The organism is Paenibacillus sp. E222, assembly GCF_013401555.1.
Taxonomy (GTDB): domain Bacteria; phylum Bacillota; class Bacilli; order Paenibacillales; family Paenibacillaceae; genus Paenibacillus.
Genome location: NZ_CP058552.1, coordinates 664,784 through 685,782 on the forward strand (window position 1 = coordinate 664,784; position 20,999 = coordinate 685,782).

General features: G+C 48.6%; 17 protein-coding genes and 1 riboswitch. Of the genes, 3 read left to right on the forward strand and 14 right to left on the reverse strand.

Features of this window, described 5'->3' with window-relative positions; genetic code table 11:
* Positions 1–66 precede the first annotated feature (66 nt).
* Complete coding sequence (locus tag HW560_RS02855; RefSeq protein ID WP_177185872.1) at positions 67–552, forward strand: CcdC family protein; 486 nt, start codon at positions 67–69, stop codon at positions 550–552.
* A 100-nt stretch (positions 553–652) separates the two neighbouring features.
* Here the strand turns inward: HW560_RS02855 and HW560_RS02860 are convergent, their stop codons facing one another.
* The 4 genes from HW560_RS02860 to HW560_RS02875 all read right to left on the reverse strand — a co-directional run bounded on the left by HW560_RS02860 (position 653) and on the right by HW560_RS02875 (position 4,742).
* Entirely contained in the window at positions 653–1,666 is a 1,014-nt protein-coding gene (locus HW560_RS02860; RefSeq protein WP_179261954.1) for an NADP-dependent oxidoreductase, read from the reverse strand.
* 174 nt (positions 1,667–1,840) lie between these two features.
* Complete coding sequence (gene map, locus HW560_RS02865) at positions 1,841–2,587, reverse strand: type I methionyl aminopeptidase (RefSeq protein ID WP_090904156.1); 747 nt, start codon at positions 2,585–2,587, stop codon at positions 1,841–1,843.
* Positions 2,588–3,132: 545 nt separating this feature from the next.
* Positions 3,133–3,975: a serine/threonine protein kinase gene (locus HW560_RS02870; protein WP_179261956.1), complete on the reverse strand. Its 843-nt coding sequence runs from the start codon at positions 3,973–3,975 to the stop codon at positions 3,133–3,135.
* 113 nt (positions 3,976–4,088) lie between these two features.
* Positions 4,089–4,742, reverse strand: a complete 654-nt coding sequence (locus HW560_RS02875; protein WP_179261958.1) for a hypothetical protein — start codon at positions 4,740–4,742, stop codon at positions 4,089–4,091.
* Between the two features lie 500 nt (positions 4,743–5,242).
* On the opposite strand from HW560_RS02875, the gene HW560_RS02880 reads away from it, so the two are divergent.
* Entirely contained in the window at positions 5,243–6,196 is a 954-nt protein-coding gene (locus tag HW560_RS02880; RefSeq protein WP_090904152.1) for an L-lactate dehydrogenase, read from the forward strand.
* A gap of 129 nt (positions 6,197–6,325) precedes the next feature.
* Here HW560_RS02880 and HW560_RS02885 read toward each other — a convergent pair whose 3' ends face one another.
* The 6 genes from HW560_RS02885 to HW560_RS02910 all read right to left on the reverse strand — a co-directional run bounded on the left by HW560_RS02885 (position 6,326) and on the right by HW560_RS02910 (position 13,988).
* Entirely contained in the window at positions 6,326–9,040 is a 2,715-nt protein-coding gene (locus HW560_RS02885; protein ID WP_179261960.1) for a PAS domain S-box protein, read from the reverse strand.
* Positions 9,041–9,316: 276 nt separating this feature from the next.
* Positions 9,317–10,051, reverse strand: coding sequence for an ABC transporter permease (locus HW560_RS02890; protein WP_090904150.1), 735 nt, complete (start codon positions 10,049–10,051; stop codon positions 9,317–9,319).
* A 1-nt stretch (position 10,052) separates the two neighbouring features.
* Positions 10,053–10,769: an ABC transporter permease gene (locus HW560_RS02895; protein WP_179261962.1), complete on the reverse strand. Its 717-nt coding sequence runs from the start codon at positions 10,767–10,769 to the stop codon at positions 10,053–10,055.
* Entirely contained in the window at positions 10,766–11,680 is a 915-nt protein-coding gene (locus HW560_RS02900; RefSeq protein WP_090904351.1) for an ABC transporter ATP-binding protein, read from the reverse strand. The genes HW560_RS02895 and HW560_RS02900 overlap by 4 nt, the downstream gene beginning before the upstream one ends.
* Before the next feature lie 83 nt (positions 11,681–11,763).
* A complete protein-coding gene (locus tag HW560_RS02905; protein WP_179261964.1) occupies positions 11,764–13,308 on the reverse strand; it encodes a HAMP domain-containing sensor histidine kinase in 1,545 nt (514 codons plus the stop codon).
* Positions 13,305–13,988, reverse strand: coding sequence for a response regulator transcription factor (locus tag HW560_RS02910; RefSeq protein WP_090904148.1), 684 nt, complete (start codon positions 13,986–13,988; stop codon positions 13,305–13,307). Before HW560_RS02910 ends, HW560_RS02905 begins: the two co-directional genes overlap by 4 nt.
* Positions 13,989–14,205: 217 nt before the next feature.
* On the opposite strand from HW560_RS02910, the gene HW560_RS02915 reads away from it, so the two are divergent.
* Entirely contained in the window at positions 14,206–15,960 is a 1,755-nt protein-coding gene (locus tag HW560_RS02915; RefSeq protein ID WP_179261966.1) for an alpha-glycosidase, read from the forward strand.
* Positions 15,961–16,144: 184 nt separating this feature from the next.
* On the opposite strand, the gene sdaAA is transcribed toward HW560_RS02915, so the two are convergent.
* The 4 genes from sdaAA to HW560_RS02935 all read right to left on the reverse strand — a co-directional run bounded on the left by sdaAA (position 16,145) and on the right by HW560_RS02935 (position 20,993).
* Positions 16,145–17,089 (reverse strand): L-serine ammonia-lyase, iron-sulfur-dependent, subunit alpha, encoded by a 945-nt coding sequence (sdaAA, locus tag HW560_RS02920; protein ID WP_179261968.1) that lies wholly within the window; start codon positions 17,087–17,089, stop codon positions 16,145–16,147.
* Entirely contained in the window at positions 17,079–17,768 is a 690-nt protein-coding gene (gene sdaAB / locus HW560_RS02925; RefSeq protein ID WP_076290630.1) for an L-serine ammonia-lyase, iron-sulfur-dependent subunit beta, read from the reverse strand. Before sdaAB ends, sdaAA begins: the two co-directional genes overlap by 11 nt.
* Positions 17,769–18,025: 257 nt before the next feature.
* A riboswitch (glycine riboswitch) is annotated at positions 18,026–18,149 on the reverse strand.
* 337 nt (positions 18,150–18,486) lie between these two features.
* Entirely contained in the window at positions 18,487–19,764 is a 1,278-nt protein-coding gene (locus HW560_RS02930) for an MFS transporter (RefSeq protein ID WP_179261970.1), read from the reverse strand.
* A gap of 92 nt (positions 19,765–19,856) precedes the next feature.
* Complete coding sequence (locus tag HW560_RS02935) at positions 19,857–20,993, reverse strand: phosphotransferase enzyme family protein (protein ID WP_090904144.1); 1,137 nt, start codon at positions 20,991–20,993, stop codon at positions 19,857–19,859.
* Positions 20,994–20,999: the final 6 nt, after the last annotated feature.

The following is a 20,999-nucleotide window of genomic DNA, read 5'->3' on the forward strand; positions in this document are numbered from 1 at the left end:
TCCGGTAATTCGCATCATGTTCCGGATGTCCGGATAACATATTATTCCAGAAAGAGGGAGTTCTACGTGGCTCAAATCAGTCCGTTTTACCTTCAGATCGGTGCAACTGTGGGTATGCTCGTCATGGCCCTGCTTGCCATTTTTATTCGAATGAAAGCTAGCCATCGTCCGGTAACCATTCGCAAAATACTTATTCCCCCGCTGGGAATGAGCACGGGTTTTCTCATGTTTGTTGTACCCCAGACACATGTCCCGCTTCTATGGGCACTCATTGCGCTGTTGGTGGGCTGGTTTATATTCTCGTATCCCCTCATTCGCAGTACTCGCTTTGAACGAGTTAACGATGAAATTTTTGCCACACGTTCACGAAGCTTCGCGTTCATTCTGCTTGGATTGCTGGCTATACGTCTAATCCTGCATGAAGTCATTCAGCGTTATGTGAGCATTCCTCAAACGGGTGGCTTGTTCTTCCTTCTGGCCTTCGGTATGATCGTACGCTGGCGGGTATACATGTACAAGCACTATAAGGAAGTTGTTGCTGCGGAATCCTAGCATCATCGCAACATTCTAACAACTAAAAAGACACGTTCTGTGCACTTCACCGTGCGGAACGTGTCTTTTCCTGTTCTGGCATATGTTCAAGGGTCTATATCTATTCAGGGTCCGCAACCTTTACTAGCTGTTTGCCCAGGTTATCTCCAGAGAAGAGGCCCATAAATGCTTCCGGCGTCTGGTCAAAACCTTCCACAATGTTTTCTTCAAACTGAATATGACCTTCCTTGATCCATTTTGCCAATTTGGCCCGGCCTTCCTTAAAGGATTTGGCATAGTCACCCACCAGGAAGCCTTTCATCAACGCTGTATTGGTTAACAGTAACGTCTGCGGGCGCAAGCCGATGTCCGGCTTCTCCAGATTATATGACGAAATCTGTCCACAGAGCGGTATACGTGCATTCCGATTAATATGACGCAGTACCGCATCGGAGATTTCACCGCCAACATTGTCGAAATAAACGTCTACGCCAGCCGGGCAAGCCCGTTCAATGGCAGCAGACATATCCTCTTCGTGCTTATAGTTCAACACCACGTCGAATCCCAGTTGTTCTTTCAGATAAGCACATTTTTCGTCAGAACCTGCAATCCCGACTACACGCGCACCTACAATCTTGGCGATCTGGCCCGCAATCATGCCCACCGCTCCGGCTGCTCCCGATACGACCACCGTTTCGCCGTCCTTCGGCTTACCGATATCTTCCATGCCAAAATAAGCGGTCAAACCAGTCATGCCAAGTGCACCCAGGTAAGCCGTAATCGGAGCCTCTTCTGTATCGATCAGGGAAATGTCTCCCGTATTTACGGCTGCATACTGCTGCCAGCCCCACATGCCGGATACTAAATCCCCTTTGCGCAGATTGGGTTCCGAAGACTCCACCACCTGCCCAATCGTTCCGCCCTTGATCACTTCATTCAACGCATAGGGGGGAGCATAGGATTTTGTATCTTTCATGCGGCCCCGCATGTATGGGTCTACAGACAAATATAGCGTACGTACCAGGACTTGTCCTGCTTCCGGTTCAGGAAGCGGTGCATCAATGAATTTAAAGTCTTCTCTGGATGGGGCACCTTCGGGACGAGACGCAAGTACGATCTGTTTATTTTCAGACACCAAAATGACCTCCTTCTTGCCAGTGGACAGGGGTTAACCCTCTGTCAGCTGATATCCTTCACCACTGGCTCTATGTGTATCACCTCTAAATAGTTTAAACCGAAACAGGCGGATCACAAACGTGGGCCGCCTTGAAATATGCAAATATCATCACATTGGAGACATCTGGGGCCATTATTGCGCAGTCAGAATGACAGGACCATCTGCTGTAATGGCAATCGTATGCTCATATTGGGCAGACAGACTTCCATCCTGAGTACGTGCTGTCCAACCATCCGAGTCCAGCTTGCTGCGATACGTACCAATGTTCAGCATCGGCTCAATCGTAATAACCATACCTTCCTTGAGACGTGGACCACGGTGTGGTGGGCCGTAGTGAGGCACTTGTGGTTCCTCATGCATCTTCTCGCCGATTCCATGACCGATAAATTCACGGACAACTGATAGGCCTTCACCTTCCGCATACGTCTGAATCGCATTGGAGATATCACCGATCCGGTTGCCGATCACAGCCATTTCAATCCCTTTGTAGAGCGATGTTTTGGTGACGTCCAACAAGTGTTGTGCCTCTGGAGTCACCTGACCCACCGCATACGACCATGCGGAATCGGCCAGCCAGCCATTCAGATTCACGACCATATCAATCGTAACGATATCTCCATCTTGGAGTACATATTTTCCCGGAAATCCATGACAGATCACATCATTAACCGACGCACATGTCGCATATTGGTACCCGTTATACCCCTTTTGTTCCGGTGTAGCGCCATTTTTCTTCATAAAAGCTTCTGCAAACTGATCAATTTCCTGTGTCGTGATCCCTGGACGGATCATTCCTGCGATTTCTCTATGGCATGCGGCAAGAATTTCTCCGGCCTTCTTCATAAGTTCGATTTGTTCTTTGGTCTTCAACGTAATCATTACAACTACTCCTGTCCGTTAAAATCTCATCCTGTCTTCTATTGTAACGCGAATTGCTCAAAATAAAAAATTCCGTGTAATCGTCGAGCATCCTATTATACGCCCAGCCCCTGTCCAATGAATACAATCCTACTTAAAAAAATCCGAAACCTGTCCAATCGAAGCCCCGTATATGCTTAAAACGGCTGAAGTCGAAAGGATGAACGTTCATGTTCAAAAAGATTATAGGCAAACTTCTGGATTCTAAATCTTCATCTCACCGTAGGCGCAGCTCATCAGATCGACGTTCATATAAACGTTACAGCAGTTCCTCTGGCAAACGCAACTACAGACGATATTCATCTTCGGATGCAAAGCACCGGGATAGCCGCCACGGCTCCGGTTATTATAAAAGCAGAAAGTACAGCTCCAGCTAAACGGGTATTACAATTTCAAAACAGAATGGTTCGTATCAGGTAGACTGGCGCTAAATCATCGTATATGTATTAAAAGGGGTGTTCTGCCAACCGTCCTCACGGTTAGCAAAACACCCTTTATTTATTTCTTCATCGCAATTTCATCAGTACACGGTCAATATCCGCCTGTAATTCCAGCGCATCGCCTTCATAGCCTGGACGAAGTCCAAGCAGTCGTTCCAGCATATCGCGAACTCCCGGCGTGAGCTTGAGCTCTTCCTGCCAGCTGGCCGGTTTGCGACCCTTTTCTGGCTCGTAAGCGGAATACAGCATGAACAAAAGAAAATGACCGAGATCCTGCAAATCCTGGTCCGGAGCAGCCAGTTCATCTTCAGGCTCGGGTAATTCACGCATCCGGCGTTTCAGCTCAGGCAACAACGGCTCCCCCATGCGCCGTGCCAGGCCAAAATCAATTAAATGCGTCTGTCCGTCACGTAAAATGACATTCGGAATACGCACATCCCCATGGATAAATCCCTGCTCATGAACATGCATAATGGGAGCCAGTAATTGCCTTACCAGCTCCAGACATTCCTGTTCCGTATATTTGAGGCCTTGATCGAATATGCACTGTTCCAGTGTCTCCCCTAAGATATACTCAGTAACAATGTAACTGCGCGCCCGGTATGTGAACACATCCAGCAACTGTGGGATGGCCGGATGTTCCATCCGATTCATCACATCCGCCTCCCTGTCCAGCAGCCGTACAGCGAGTTTACCCTTGCTGGGTTTGGATTCTTTTAAAGCCACATCCTGGCCAGTCTGTTCATCGGTACACAGGTATGTCAGTCCATAACTCCCCATGCCGAGCAGGTCATATATCGTATAACGCCCGGCGATCTTCGTACCTTTCCGCCGGGGGCGATCAGTCCATAGGCCAAGCAGTTTTTGCCAGCTTCGTCGCAGCTCCACAGGTCCTCCCACGCCAGCCATCTGATCTCCTGTTCTCCGTTTAAGCAGAACAGATCAGCAGCCAGTCTTGTTGTTGTATGGGCTCATTATATCAAGCTGCCTGTGTAAAATCACGACGAGCATGGACCAGACCCTCAAGCTTCTTTATGCTTTTTGGGCAGCAGCCCGAACAACATTCGGAGCGACGCTCCTTTGGGTTTGCGTTTTCTGCCCTGGAAGCTGCGCAGATTGGTGACCAGTTCACGGTCCCGCTCCTCTTCGAGCTTCTCATTCATCCACAGGCGCTGCTTCTCCATCTGCTCCTGAAGAGCAAGATGGGTATCCGCCAGATGCTGCAGCGTTAACTCCAGTTCGTCCACCCGATGCTGCAGCAGCTGGACCTGATCATCCTGCTGTCCAACAGCACCATATGTCACTTCACTCACCAGTTGTCCCAGACCTTCATAAGATCTCAAGGCTCCAGTTGGCTCAGGTCCCTCAGGGAATACTGTGGGCATCCCTGTTGCAGCAACCTCCATCTTCGAAACCTCCTCCACTGCCATCACAGGCACATCCGGAGTCAGTACAGTCACCACAGCATCTGCAAGTGGCAGGTTATGTTCCCTAAGTTCTGTCATCAGACGTTCGATGCACTCGATATCGTCCGACTTGAACAACCTGGATTTGTTGGCGGAACGCTCGAATCGATACCCATGTTCCTCAAGCGCCGCCGCATATTTACGAAGAGTACTGGCACCAATGCCCAGGCTCTTGGCCGTTTCCGTCGTTGCTCCTGCTTCTTCAATCATTATTATTCCCTCCCGGAATGAAGTCTTTTTGATACAAGGTAGTGGCTTCAGCGTTCCCTTCTGGAACTGTCATCGGATCGGGTCAACCTGTCTCATGGATCAAGTACGCATTTTTCATTTGCTTGTCCGTATGTATTCGTCAGTCTCGTTGCAGATCCCTTTGACGCTTTTCTTCTGTTTCTGCGGATTCATAAGAACTTTTGTCAGCTGCCTCATTCGTAAAAATAACCCTTCATCCGACAAGGAGCATGAATGCTGTCATGTCGAAATTGATTGGTGCAAACGCCGTCACTTTTTATGAATATGAATTATACATGTCAATTTTGTTAACCCCATTACTCCAATACGCTCCCGCGACAGAGGAAATCATTGCTGCACAGCTTTTCCATGTGTTATCTTATGTAACGTAGAAGCAGTTATTCGCATAAAATAAAGGACTATACTTAACATAAGTCTCATTGTGAACGGATAAATCAAATGTAAACGGGGGCTGAACGGCAGTGTTAGGCAAATCAGGTAAAGTAGCGGTGATCGGGGCGGGACTTGTCGGTTCAAGTTGTGCGTATTCGATGATTAATCAATCGATATGCAGAGAGATTATGATGGTTGACCGGACGTATGACCGCGCGGTTGCACAGGCGCTGGATTTTTCCCATTGTATGGACTTCACACATAACCGCACGAAGGTATACGCTGGCACTTATGCAGATTGCGGCAGCATGGACGTCATTGTTCTGACTGCCGGAGCGAATCCGAAGCCGGGGCAGACTCGTCTGGATATTCTGGAGGAAGCGGAGTCCATTGCCAAAGATATCGTTGTTCCTATCATGAATAGCGGATTCCGGGGGATTTTTGTCGTCGCGGCCAATCCGGTTGACATAGTAACTTATATGGTATGGAAGCTGTCCGGTCTTCCGCGTGAACGAGTCATCGGTACAGGTACGTCTATTGATTCCTCCCGGCTCAAAACACTGTTGTCCGAAGTCTTCTCCATCGATCCACGCAGCGTGCACGGATATGCTCTCGGGGAGCATGGGGAATCTCAATTCGTGGCATGGTCGCATGTCACCATCGGAGGCAAACCGATTATGCACATTATGGAGCAGCACAAGGAACGTTTCAAACATCTGGACTTGGAAGATATCGCCCGCAAGACGAAAGATGCCGGTTGGGAAATTTTCACCCGTAAAGGTTCCACTCAATTCGGAATCGGTAACGCACTCGCACATATTACCCGTTCGATTCTCAACGATGAACACAAGATCATTGCTGTCTCCGCGATCCTCGATGGCGAGTATGGACAGAGCAACGTCTGTGCAGGTGTTCCAGCCATTATTGGCGGGAATGGAATTCAGGAGATTATCGAATTGAATCTGGATGCATCTGAACGTGAGAAATTCGAGCGTTCCTGTGAGGTACTGTCGGGTAATATCAACCGTCTTACCTTGGTTTGACCAGTTCATTCAAGGATGGCCCATAACAAAATAACCAGAAACACAAAAACGCCAATAACCTCCTGATACAGAAGCGTCATTGGCGTTTTTATGTTTGTTTATTTTAATACACCTTGGGAGTACGAGTCTTCAGCTCGGTGCAAGCTGAGGTTCATCTGTTGGTCCCCATTGCTGTAATACCCGTTTTAATTCACTCAGCATGATTGGTTTGCTGATGAAGTCGCGCATCCCAATCTCCAAACAAGCTTCCTTGTCTTCACGTTTGGCATTTCCGGTTACCGCTATAATAGCCGGAATTCGCTCCTGCGGAATTAATCGGTGTACAAGGTCTGTCGCTTTCAGCCCATCCATAACAGGCATCTGAAGATCCATAAGAACAATATCATAGGCATTTTGTGAAATAGCCTCGATCGCTTCAACCCCATTGGTGCATACATCTGCCTGGTAACCAAGCTTCTCCAGATACTCTGATAAAATCTTCCGGTTTACCGGGTGATCCTCGGCAACCAGAATACGCATCGCCACCTTATCCCCCTGGCGTGTGCGATCATGGTTGAATTGACGTGCAGATTGCTCTGCCTCTGCAGTCGCATCTACACTTGTGGCTGGCACTGCGAAGCGGAAGGTTGATCCCTTCCCATCTTCACTCTCCACACTGATACTACCCCCCATAATCTCCACAAGTCGCTTCGAGATGACCAATCCAAGACCTGTCCCGCCATATTTGCGGTTAATTACAGGATGCAGTTGAGAGAATGACTGGAACAACTGATCCAGCTTATCCTCTGGAATACCGATCCCCGTATCCTTCACCGCAAAGTCCAGCACACTCGCTTCCGGTCGACTGCCGCGAATAATATCCACCGTGACATCAATGCTGCCCTGATCCGTAAACTTCAAGGCATTACTCACCAGATTGACGAGAATTTGCCGAATACGCATCGCATCTCCCACCATAAACTCAGGAATATCGGGATTAAGTCGATATCGGATCTTCAACTGCTTCTCTTCCGCTTTTGAGGAGAAAAGTTCCGCAACCTGCTCCAGCATGATGCGCAGCGAGAACGGTTCGTAGGCCAAAGCCATTTTACCGGACTCCAATTTACTGAAATCAAGGATGTCATTCAGAATATTTAATAGTGCATCGCCGCTCTCACGGATGATCTCGGCGTATTCTCGCTGTTCCTCTGACAAATCGGTCCCGATCAGCAATTCAGTCATCCCCACGATTCCATTCATCGGTGTACGAATTTCATGACTGACCATGGACAGGAATTCCGACTTGGCCTGTGCCGCGAGTTCAGCGGTTTCCTTGGCACGCACAATTTCGCGATCACCAGTCACATCATTGAACACGATAACGGCACCACGAATCTGACCCTCATCGATAATCGGTGTAACCTGGTACTCCACCAGAAAGCTGGTTCCATCTTTGCGCCAGAACACATCCTCCTTCACCGTACGACGCTGCCCGTCCATCACCGTCATATGAATAGGACATTCATTTTTCGGGAAATAGCTGCCATCTGCACGTGAATGATGAATGATGGGATGCGAATTTTTGCCGACAAACTCTTCCGCTTCATAGCCAAACATGGAAGCAGCAGCCGGATTCATAAATCGGGTGATGCCCTCTGCGTCCAATCCATAGATGCCCTCTGTAACCGAGTTAAGAATCAGGGCATGCTGTTTGCTAAGCTCCTGAATCTGCTCCGTATAATCCTTGCGCTCCGTAATATCAGACAAGATCCCATACACACCCACAAGTTCCTGATCCACAATGATGGGAACATTAATGATAGATACATCAACCTTCCGACCACTGGAATTCACGATCCGAGTTTCATAATGTTGGGGTTTCCCCTGCTTCACCAGTTCGAAGTAGGCTTGCCCGGCGTTCACTTCACTTTTATCCAGATGCGTAAGAAAGGACTGCCCGATCAATTTGCTTCGAGGCACATCCAGCATTTTGACCAGATTTCGGTTCACTGCCGTATATTTACCTTCGAGATTGAGCGAATATACCGCTGCCGGATTATGTTCGAAGAGAGATTTGTACCGTTGACGACTCTCTCTAAGGCGTCTTTCTGCATTTTTATGCTGGGTAATATCCCGGCTGATGCTTACAATCTGAGTATTTTTGCCCTCTTCTCCAGCCACAGGCTTTGCCAGCGTTTCCATCCAGATGTAGTGACCTTTCTTATGAAGCACTCGCATCTTGCAGCCATTCCCACTCGACGACATCTCCAAAAGTTCAGGATAATCCCCAGGGTAACAATAATCCTTCAGGGACTTTCCTGTCACCTCTTCCGGGCGATATCCGAGCAACGGATAGACGGAAGGAGAAACATAGAGCAGCTTGCCGTCCATTGAACTCGTGGTAATCAGATCCTGAGCATGGTCCGCCAACATCTGATATTTCTCCTGCGTTTCATGCAATTTACGTTCCACTTCTACAATCTCAGTTACATCCCTGGCAATACCGTATATCCCTACAATCTCATCTTTCTCCGTTATGGGAACATAGGTAATCTCGGCCTGTTTCAGAGAACCGTCTCTATGATAAAACGTGATTGAATTACTGACTGAATGCCCAGCCAGTACCTCATTAATGTATTTTCCTCGTAACTCCTCGCTCTCTGGAGGACAGATCACATCTCGATTCAACCGACGGAGTTCTTCAAATGTATACCCTGAAATCCTCTCAATCGAGGGATTGGCATCAATATAGTTTCCATGGATGTCCATCACATATATGGCATCCGGGTGATTAAAAAACAATGATTGGTAAGAACTTCCCTCAGAAATAATGCGCTTCAGGGTTTCCGTTTTATTAATATCCAAGGCTTACCCCTCTTTTCTTAGCCTATATCTTCATCTAACAACCAAAAAATATAATTATCTGCGAAATGGGCCTACCCTCGAATAACCATGTAAGCCTTCCTAGAAACAGCTTTTTTTATTTTACCAGATTCCAGTTCAAATTTGCTTAAAATCTCTTCACCATAACCATGTAAAAACGACAAAAAAATCCCCTTTAAGCGACATAGTCCGTCAATAACCGAGGTCTATGTTTGCTTAAAAGGAATTTATTACACAACGAATTGTGAGATCCGGTAATTAAATTTCTTTTTTTCTAAAATATAAAACGCCAATCAAAATGAAGAGAATTGCACTGCCCCCGACAACCGCCAGCATGGTCCCAAGCGGAACATTGTACGCTCCGAATCCTCCACCTTCGATCGGTGTCATTAGAATCATCGGTTGCGCCCAAGGGTAATACGGGCCAAATGTAGCCGAGTTCACGATCAGAATGTTCGGTACGGTCAACGCAAAATTCAATGCCAGCGGTGCGGCAAAGCTGCTCCATATCAAGGAAACGAACATTTGGAGAGCAGCGAGCGGCACACAAGCAAACAGTCCCAGCAGCAGCTTACCTGTAAGGAACCCCCAAGGGATAGGACCGGTCATACCCTGGATCGTACCCGCCAGCAGGATGGACCCCAACAGCAGCAATTGTGTGCCTGCCAGAAGCAAAATCACGATGGTCAGTTTACCTGCATATACGCCTGTACGGGTAAGCGGCAGCACCAGCATTTGTTTCCAGCCTCCCCCCGCATGCTCGAAACGACAGACGAAAGAGGTGAATACACCAGTCAGAATGGGCAGCAATAACAAACCGTGAAGAAAGACCATTGAACCCATAAGTACACTCCATTGACCTGATGGTGTGGACAGCAGCCCGATAAGCAGTGCGATCAATGGACTAAGCAGAATCAGAAGCCAGACAGGTGATTTGCCCATTTTGAGCCGCTCAGAGGACAGGATTCGAAGATAAGTAGTTGCAAAATTCATCTCAGGCCACATCCTTCCGGCTAAAGTGCAGCATCCCCAGCAGCATGATCAAGAGACCCGAACCTACGCCCAAACCGACATACACGAATGGTGTTGGGCTGGCCCAAGCCATCTGTGCCCATGCAAGCGGAAAGTACGGTGAGATACTGAGTGCGAACATGCCCATTACCGCGAGGACAATGCCAAGCGTGACGGGAAGAGCCTGATTTTTGTTTACCATTGTCAGCCATAGCTCCAGCGATAACACCGGAAGCGCGCCAGCCAGTGGCAGTAAACCCAGCTTGATTGCATGTATCCAGGGAATCTCATCCGCGTTGAATCCAAGCACCAGACCCAGACCAATAATTCCCGCTGTTAATAACAAACAGGAGATGATGAGCAGCATACAAGAGAGCAGGAACTTGGCCAGGTATACCGCAGGTCTCGAGATCGGCATCGCCAGCAATTGCTTCCACGATCCCTGTTCATGTTCCACATTTGCGATCATTGAGCTGAGGATCGTCGCCCCCAGCATCAAGGCAAGTGGTACAAAAACAACCACATTATCCAGCAAACTCTCCCACAGATGGCCCCCATACTGTTCTTTCAGATAGTCCAAACGAAGCCCGAAATTCAAAGCTTGCATCGCTGTCAGTCCGATGGGGGCCAAGAAAACGAGGAACCAGATACCTTTGCCACGAATTTTGAGCCAATCGGACGATAACGCACGGCCCGTCATACCGTTGCCCCCTCACCGATGACTCGCATGAACAAGTCTTCCAGGGATTGACGGTGCTCTTCCACACGATAGACTGCGTGATCCTGCTCAACCAATCGGCGAACCAGCAATGCAATCGCGCTATTATCCATATACGGGAACGTGAGCGCGGCTCCTTCACGTTGACCGAATTGTCCCTGCTCTCTTGCCAGCTTCATCGCCTCTTCCGGCTCGGAAACCGTCAGTCGAATGGAACTGCCCGTCTGGCTATGCAGATTGGCAATCGTATCCTGAAGGACCATTTTCCCCTCACGGATAATGCCGACCCGGCTCGCCATCTGTTCCACTTCACTCAGCAAATGGCTGGACACCAGGACGGTAATGCCGTGCTCCAGCGGCATGCGTTTGATTAATTCCCTAATCTCCTGAATGCCCGCCGGATCAAGGCCGTTCGTCGGCTCGTCCAAAATTAGCAGCTCCGGCTCGCCCAGCAGGGCACTTGCAATCCCCAGACGCTGTTTCATTCCAAGCGAATAACCTTTTACGGAACGTTTGGCATCCCGGGTCAGATCCACAATGGAAAGAACTTCGGCAATCCTCGATTTGGGGACATTCAATATCCGACGCAAGGTTTCCAGATTCTCCACGGCGTTCAGGTGTCCATAGTATGAAGGATATTCAACCAATGACCCTACACGTCGCAGAATGTCCATGCGATCTTTGCGGATATCCTTGTCGAATACACGGATGACACCTTTGGTTGGCTTGATTAAGCCAAGAAGCATACGAATGGTTGTTGTTTTACCAGCGCCGTTGGGACCAAGGAAGCCGTAAATGTCTCCCTTTTTAATATGCAAATCAAGTTCACGGACCGCCGCACGGTCCCGGTATGTTTTCCATAAGTTAGCGGTTTGAATAATGTTATTACTCACTGTTTGATCACCTCGGATATCATCGTAACCTTCCAAGGTTAAAGCTGAAGTCGCCTGAAGTTTAAGTTTAGTTTAAAAAAAGGTTAGGCCCTTGGTTTCCCAGCTCCCTCGCCGCTATAGAGGCACACCCGCAGTCCGTTCTCGGAGCTGTCCACCCTCTTCCGCAGACCCATCTCACGAATCAGCAGATCCACGATAGATAACCCGAGACCTGTTCCCTTGGTATCCGAATCTTCCTGCAATCCTGGTCCCCTATCTTGAATGACAAGAGCTACCTCCCCATGGATCTGTTCTGTCGATATGCCAATATATCTCCCACTCGCTGCATGGCGGATGACATTCTGAAACAGGTTATCAAGAACACGACGCAATCCCTGCTCATCCACCTGCCAAGTCAATGGTTCTTCCGGCAGATCGATATCAATCTCAAACTGCTCTTTCTCCCACACAGGATACCATGCTGCTGCCGTTTCTCTGACGATTCGCAGGACGTCCTTCAGTTCCAGCTTCAATGTATATTTTCCGCTGGTGAGCAGGTTGTACGACAACATGTTATCGATCAGTCCGCTCAAGTCATCCATCTTGGCTTCCATACGACGCAATGAAGTATCCGCAGCCGTGCTTAGTGGTTCTTTGTGAAGAGAATGCATATGTCCACGAATAACAGTCAGCGGTGTGCGCAGATCATGCGACAGTCCCGCGACAAGACGTTTGCGAAGCTGCTCTTCCTCCCGCTCCCGGTGACGGCTGTCTGTCAACTGATGCACCATTTCATTGAACGATTCTTCCAGCTGCCCGATCTCGTCTGATCTGCGAATCTCAACAGGAAGTGGAATACCCTCCTTGCCCGGAGTGATCATCGCCGTCTGGAGCCGGATGAGCCGCTTGCGAATTCGCGCAAAGAACAGGATCGACATGATGATAAATAACAGGAAGATAATCATCATCAGTCCACCCAAATACAAGAGTTCCATAGGCCAGTTGTTCTGCGGCTTTTGCAAAAGATATCTTGGGACTTCAATCACCATAAAGCCTTGTCCCTTGTCTTCACTATCTCCCCCTACAAAAGAAACCACCGTTAGCGGATCACGATAGGAGGCTTCCTTCATAAATTCCAGGGAGGTGTTTGCATTCCATATCGAAGGAATCCGGGTCTCGGTTGTCTGATGATTCAACGTCCACTTCAATGTCGTCATTGTTGTTCCATCCACGGTGGATTCCGATACATCAACATCCTCTCCAGCGAGAATAAATGCTGTTTCACCTTTTTGATCCACACGGTACATCGAAGATTTGGGATATTTGCGGTGCAGCTGCTCCATACGTTGATTGATTTTTTCAGATGTCGCCCCATCCAGCTTCTCGGATTCCCGGGTCCACAGGTTACTGATTTTCGTGCTATCCCCATAAGGTGCCGTATTCTCTTTATTTGTATTGTTCACCACCACCACATAGATGATGGATGTAATGGGGAGAATGACCGGCACAAACAAAACCGCTGCCAAGATCAGAAGAATATATCGGGACATCAGGGTCCGTCCAAAACGCATTTTCCGTTTGCCTGGAAAGCTTCGTTTCACTCCTCTATCCCTATTGGATGAATCGCGCATCGTCGCCTTTTTGCTCATGGCTTCTTCACACGATACCCGACACCGCGAACGGTCTGAATGATAGTCGGGTTCGCCGGATCACGCTCCAGCTTCTCACGCAGATGCCGAATATGTACCATTAATGTCTTGTCTCCGTCGAGGTAAGATTCGTTCCAAACGGCTTCGTAGATCTGTTCCTTGGTTCGAATCATGCCCATATGCCTGAGCAGGTAGGCGAAGATATGAAACTGTTTACCTGATAAAATAATTTCTTCCCCCGTCTCCTCATTCACGATCCGGTGGTCCTTCTCGTAGATGGACAGGTGGTCCAGTTTCACCACGGTATCGGCGGAGATTGCCGTTCCTGCCTTTCGAAGCTGGACTTCAATCCGTGCGGCGAGTTCATCGGGATGGAATGGCTTGGTTACATAATCATCGGCAAAATCAAGCCCATGCAGCTTGTCGTCAATGGACGTTCTGGCCGAAAGCATGACAATGGGCACTTCTGGATGTTCCTTTTTGAGTCGCTGTCCTACCGTAAATCCATCCAGTCCCGGCAGCATGACATCCAGAATAACCAACGAACAGCCCCCGGCAGCTTCAGCCGCACCTTCACCACTTCCGAGCCACAGCACCTCATATCCACGCTCCTCCAAGTCGGCTCTGACCCAGGTGGCAATTTCCGTATCGTCTTCAATGTATAACAGTTTCGTTTTCATGCGTGTATTCGTTTCCTTTCTGCACCCTTTGGGTTAATTATATATTTGAAACATAATGAGATATCTTGTTTATATAAATTGTACAAATGTTGATTCCGCAATCATTGATGTCCTTTTATTTTAAATTATACCTTAATCATCCGCTTCGCATAATTCTGCATCGAATGCTTCGACTTGCTCACATAATACATGTGTATACGACGGGAGGAAATTCAACATGCTGCTGGAAGCCATCTATCATCAACCAAAACGGAACTGGGCCTATGCCTACGATAAGGATACCATTCGTCTGCGTCTGCGTGCCAAAAAGAATGATCTTACCGAGGTACATGCCCTGACTGGGGACAAATACGCCTGGGATCGCACCAAAGAGCTGGTTCCTTTAACCAAATATACATCCGACTCCATGTTCGACTATTATGAGGGGCAAGTAAAGCCTCCGTATCATCGACTGAAGTATTCCTTCCTGCTGAAAAGTGGCACAGAACAAATCTGGATGACCGAAACGGATTTCCAAGACCATGAACCCGACGACCCTGGTCACATGTTCCAGTTCCCATATATCCACCCTGGGGCTGTATTTACACCGCCTGCATGGGTTAAGGATGCAATTTTCTATCAGATCTTCCCTGAACGATTCGCAAATGGCAACCCCGACCTCAATCCGGAACATGTGGAACCGTGGGGAGGCAAGCCGACCCCGTTTAACTTCTTCGGCGGTGATCTCCAGGGCGTCATCGACCATCTGGATTACCTTGAAGAGTTGGGTATTAACGCCATTTATTTCACACCGATCTTCGAGGCAACGACCAATCACAAATACGATACCGAAGATTATCTGCGAGTAGATCGTCATTTTGGTGATGCAGATACGGTCAAACGGCTTGTTGAGCTGTGCCATGCACGCGGAATCCGGGTGCTGCTGGATGCGGTGTTTAATCATTCCGGGAAGACGTTCGCGCCGTTTGTTGATGTGCAGAAGAACGGGGAGAATTCCAAATACAAGGACTGGTTCCATGTGCATGAATTCCCGCTGGAGGTGAAGGATGGCATTCCTACGTATGAAACGTTTGGATTCGAAGCTCACATGCCGAAGCTGAACACGGAAAATCCGGAGGTGAAGGCGTATTTGCTGGAGGTGGCGGAATACTGGATTAAGGAAGTGGGTACCGACGGCTGGCGGCTGGATGTCGCGGATGAAGTGGATAATGCGTTCTGGCGCGACTTCCGCCGTGTAGTGAAGGCTGCGAATCCGGATGCCTATATCTTGGGTGAGGTATGGAATGAGTCCTCCTCCTGGCTGCAAGGTGATCAGTTCGATGCCTCGATGAACTATCCATTTACGGAAGCCGTAAATCGCTTTTTTGTAAAAGATGCCATGCATGCCGACCAATTCGCGAACTCGATCGGTCGACAACTGTCCCGCTATCCGCTGCAAGCCAGCGAAGTGGCATTCAACCTGCTGGACAGCCACGATACACCACGGCTGCTCACCTTATGTGAGGGCGACCAGCGGAAGATGAAACTGGCTGCGCTGTTCCAATTCACTTATATGGGTACTCCGTGCATCTATTACGGAGACGAGATTGGGCTGGACGGAGAGCATGATCCCGGTTGTCGGAAATGTATGGAGTGGGATGAGACGAAGCAGGACCGCGAGCTGTTCACCTTTTATCAAAAGCTGATTGCACTTCGTCATGCCCATCCTGCCCTGCGTGCAGAAGGCAGCATTCGATTCCTGCAGGCCCGTGAAGGCGGGAGCCAGCTTGTGATGGAACGACAGGATGATAATGAGCGTATTCTGATCCTGTTCAATCGTTCGGAAGAAACAGCGATCGTCGAGCTGGAGGCGGGCGCAGGGGAATGGACGGAGTTATTTGGCGAGAATTATCGCACAGCCAAGGAAGAAGGAATCCTGGTCGTTGAGTTGCCCGCATACGGATATGCTGTACTAAGTACAGATATCGCATAGCATCTTCATATTGTGGTGTCCTTGCCATTCCAACGCATTGAAAGCAACCCCGAATAAGCAAAAAAGCCGATACGCTTCTTCATCAGGAAGAATTCGTATCGGCTTTTATATTATGATGGGAACAGATCACCGTTCATGATCCAGGCTCCACGAGTTAAATTCAGTTCATGTTCGTTCATGGATGTTATGCCTTGGCTTCTGGTTTATTTTCAGCAGGGGACTCAGCTTCAGCCTCAGGCTCAGCACGCTTCGCCTTCGGTTTAGCAAGCTTCTCCATCATTTTCCGTCCTGTCGGTGTTTGGGCAAGCCCACCTTGGGCCGTTTCACGGTGCCTGCTCGGCATCGCACTGCCCACTTCCAGCATGACATCAATGACTTCGTCAGAAGGAATTGCACTTCGTACCCCGGCCAGCGCCATGTCGGCTGCAGCCAAAGCGGTTACGGCACCCAGTCCGTTACGGACGATGCACGGAATTTCCACGAGGCCTGCCACTGGATCGCAGATGAGGCCTAATGTATTTTTTAACGCGAGGCCAACCGCATGAACCACTTGCTCCGGCGTCCCTCCTCGCAGCTCCACCATGGCTCCAGCGGCCATACCGATGGCAGAACCCACTTCAGCCTGACAGCCACCCTCGGCACCGGAGATAAATGAATTGTTGGCAATGACATAACCAATCGCTCCCGCACAGAACAGACCGTTCACCAGATGCTCGTCACTCCAGCCAAAACGCTCTTGGGAGCTGATAAACACACCCGGAATGATGCCGCAAGAACCGGCTGTCGGTGTCGCTACGATCCGGCCCATGGAGGCATTCACTTCCGATACACAAAGGGCATACGCCATGGCCAGTGCAGAAGCATCTCCAGAACAAGTCTCACCTTTACGAATGTACTCAGCCATTTTTTTGCCGTCTCCGCCAGTCAAACCGCTGCGTGATGTCGTATCTTCTGTCAGCCCTTTGTGTACAGCTTCCTTCATCACCTGATAGTAATCCGACATCTGCCGTACAACATCCGCTTCCGGGATATTCGTCTCCTGAACCTGCTCTTCGATCATCAGCTCGGCAATGGTCTTGGATTCTGCTGTACAGATGGTATTCAGTTCATGTAGATGTTTAAACCGCATCAGGCTCGACCCCTCTCTTTAAATCAATCACGCGAATGTCCAGCATATGATCCAGTGACCGCAGACGGTTCAACATCTCAGGATTCGGCACACCATCCATCTCCATCGCTGTTAATGCTTCACCATCCCGGGCTTTCCGATCCACTTGCATGTACCCGATGTTCACCCCGGACGAACTGATGGTGGAGGTTACGGAAGCGAGCACCCCTGCTTTGTCCGAATGGCGCAGTACAAGTGTGGGAAACTCTCCGCTGATCTGTACACGAAAATCATTCAATGCATGCACCGATACACTACCTCCGCCAATGGAAGCACCAATTAGTGAGCATTGACGGTCTCCATGCCACAGTTCAATCTTGACCGTATTTGGATGAGGAGCAGGCAGGCCGCTTGTAAAAAACTCTACCTCCATCCCCGCTTCCTCTGCATATTGTTCTGCATCCGGTATACGTGGATCATCCGTCACATAATCAAGCAGGCCACCGATCAACGCAAGATCCGTACCATGCCCCTGATACGTATCGGCGAACGAGCCGTACAGCGTTAATCGGGCGCGTTCAGGCGTGCATCCCAGCCACTGACGAGCAATTCGCCCCAATCTTGCCGCTCCAGCCGTATGTGAACTTGATGGACCTGTCATGGACGGACCAATAATTGAAAAAACGTCTTTAAAACGCATCGCAAACCCTCCATTTATAATCGTCATTTTCATCCAGACGTACACCCATAATGTTCCTTTATTACTGAATGATGACATGAGAAAAGGACAGAAGAAGGCCCTAGGCCCTCTCTCTGTCCTCGATACCTGAGAGTTTCATGATAAGAAGCGCGGCGAATCGATGCATCCCTGTATTCACAGGTGATGTCACCCTGCACACCGTGCTGCTTGACCATATACCCCTTGGGTGGCGCAGTTTGCGCACTCTCCAGAGTTGCGTCCAACGATGGTACATTTACCTGAGAGATTAACCGCTGCGCCGGGTGCGCAGCAGCTTGCTCCTTCGGTGCCCGACAGCTGCCATTTTACTCGACATGCCCAGGTCTCTCCCGCTCGCTATCATTCGCTGTATGGAACCATTCTGATCTTGTACCAGAACGATAATTGAAGTTTTTAATACTTTCTCATTAAGATTAATCGACAGGAAGATCAGTGTCAACAAACTTAACGATTTCTTTGTGAATATTTGCTTTTTTCCATTTTATACACAAGATAAACTGATGAACTGTAAACTTTCATCACATGAATGTGTTAATGCGTTTCATCTAGAAAGCGTATACATTTTTCATTTTCTATTAGCCAATATCTGTGTTTAATACTATTTATGTTATGTTCCACTGAACGGTTCGGGTATTCAGGCAACCATTATTCTGTACTGGAATTGCCTTATTTCTGCCTGTTACCCCACCATCGCCTTGGACTTCGCCGGTTCATCGTAATACCTGCTTCGGGAAGGAAACATGCTCGTCACCCACAATCCCAACGCAGCTAACAGCATGACCCCAGATACAACTGTATATACCATACGAAGTGACAACTGCTCTGCTATTACCCCTGCAATCAAAATGGAAGCCACCTGCAGCACACTTAACACCAGTCCAAGTACACTGCTCATTCGCCCCATCATATCCACAGGGATATTATTTTGATAAAAGGTAACCAGGCCCGTATTCGCCAGTGCCGAACAGAGACCGAGCAGAATAAAAGCAACCGCCGCCAGCTCAAACGAGAATGAACGGGCGAACAGGAAATAACCCAGCGCAACCAGAAGTACACCGCCACCCATCATGTGACGGATCGGCAAATGTTTGGCGAACAGCCAAACCAGCATGGAGCCTGCCAAATAACCAATCCCGGTGATACTCATTAATGCTCCGTACTGCGATTCAGGCAGGTTCATCACCTGACGGATAAATACCACTTCCTGGGCATCCAGCGACATGCCGACGACCAGAATAATCTGGAACAGAGCATATATACCGACCACGTAGCCCGACTTCCGGCTAAAGCTCAGTACAGCTCTCCAATCCTGGGCTACCATCCGAGGGGTCAGTCTGCTGCCTGTCCCTATATTCTGTTCTCCAATGCCCAGTTTGGGAAGAAACATTAGAATCAATGCAGAAGCAGCAAAGGAAGCCGCATTGGCATAAATGGCTGCCGAAGGAGATAAATATATCAGCATCACTCCTGCAACTGCCGGACCGGTAATAAATGCCCCTGAGCTGATCAGAGCTTGTAGGGAATTAAAGCGCTTGCGCCGTTCAGCAGGCACCAGCCGGGTAATGTATACCTGAGAGGAAGGGTCAAATATGGAGGAGGACATGCTGATCAGAAACATCACTGCGTACATCATCCATAGACTGGACATCAGTGGGAGCATCGCCACCAACAATGCCCGTAGCATATCAGCACCAATCATCAACTGCCTCTGATCATAACGATCAATCAGGCTGCCTGACCAAAACTTAGTACACACCGAAGCAATCGGCGAGATAATCCATAACCCTGCGACTGCCGCTGGAGACTGTGTCATATCCAAAACCATCAGGTTAATTGCCACAATATATATGAAATCACCCAGATTGGATATGCCCACTCCACTAAGCAGCAATCCGGCATGCTTCCAGCCACCAGACTGCCCATTTGATGCAGCTCTCTTTGTACGGATTTCCTTCATAGCGCTACCCACCCACTTGAAATCATAAATTATAAATTATAAATCATAAATCATAAATTATAAATCATAAATCATAAATCATAAATCATAAATCATAAATCATAGAAAATACTCTCATTCTGCAGATATGGTCTGCAAAATTTGCTGCATATAAGATGCATTCGCTCTTTCATCCATTCGTACCTGGATTCATTCTCCATCTGGAATGCGAAATAGCCAAACGTAAAGATCAGCATGAATCCTTCCATTAACCGAATATCACGCTTCGTTAGTGGTCCTGTCTGCTCCGTATAACCCGATAGGAAGACATCCCGTTCCTCCGGATTGAAAATAAGAGCTGCACCACCGGCATCAAACAGATAGTAGCCATAACCGTATAAACAAAAATCAATCATGGATATGCCTTGATCCGTCACTAACAGATTGCCGCGAGTAATATCCCCGTGAATTATTCCCCATGTCTCAGCATTATACGGATACGTATCGAGTTGCCCGTTAATGTTCTCAAACGTCTCGCGAATCAGATCGAAATCTTCAGGAGTAAAGATGCCACGTCTAACGCCTTCCTCCAATTGCTCCAGCATGACCAGATTCTCTTTGATCGAGCCATAGGCTGGTCTTACTTCCTTTTGCTTCAAGGTAGGGCTGTCGCTATCGGTATACTCCCCTGAGATGGTCGTCTTATCAGCATGCTGTTCACGGTCATTCACCTGCTGTCCGCTTTCAGACTCCCATGAACCAGCCCCCGGCTTGGGAGTTTCCTTCGGTCGTCGTCCATATTGATGCAATATCTGCAACTGTACACCCAAATCATGAATCTGCGCTGTTGTCAGACGTTCTCCCTGCTTGATATCCCTGCCCTCAATCCATTCCAGAACAGTACAACAGATCTCTTCTCCTGTTTCGTCCAACCAGACGGTAACCCACTCATCCGATGTATTGCGAACGGGTGTCTGCACCCGCAATGGACTGGTAGCCCGTAATTCATGAAGTAGATTCATCTCTGCTTCAAGTGCAGGTCGTGTATGCTGAATGCCCGTCATGCTTGCAAAAGCGGCTTTATGTATTCGCAATAGATACTTCTGTCCGGTTGATTCATCAACCACCTGATACGTTAGATTTTCATTATGTCGGATAAAGGAAACCGAAGGCTTTTCTATGGAATAATGCGAGATAATTTCAGTTGCCATGGTGTCATGGGAAATCTTATGGGTAGTTATAATCCACATCTCCTT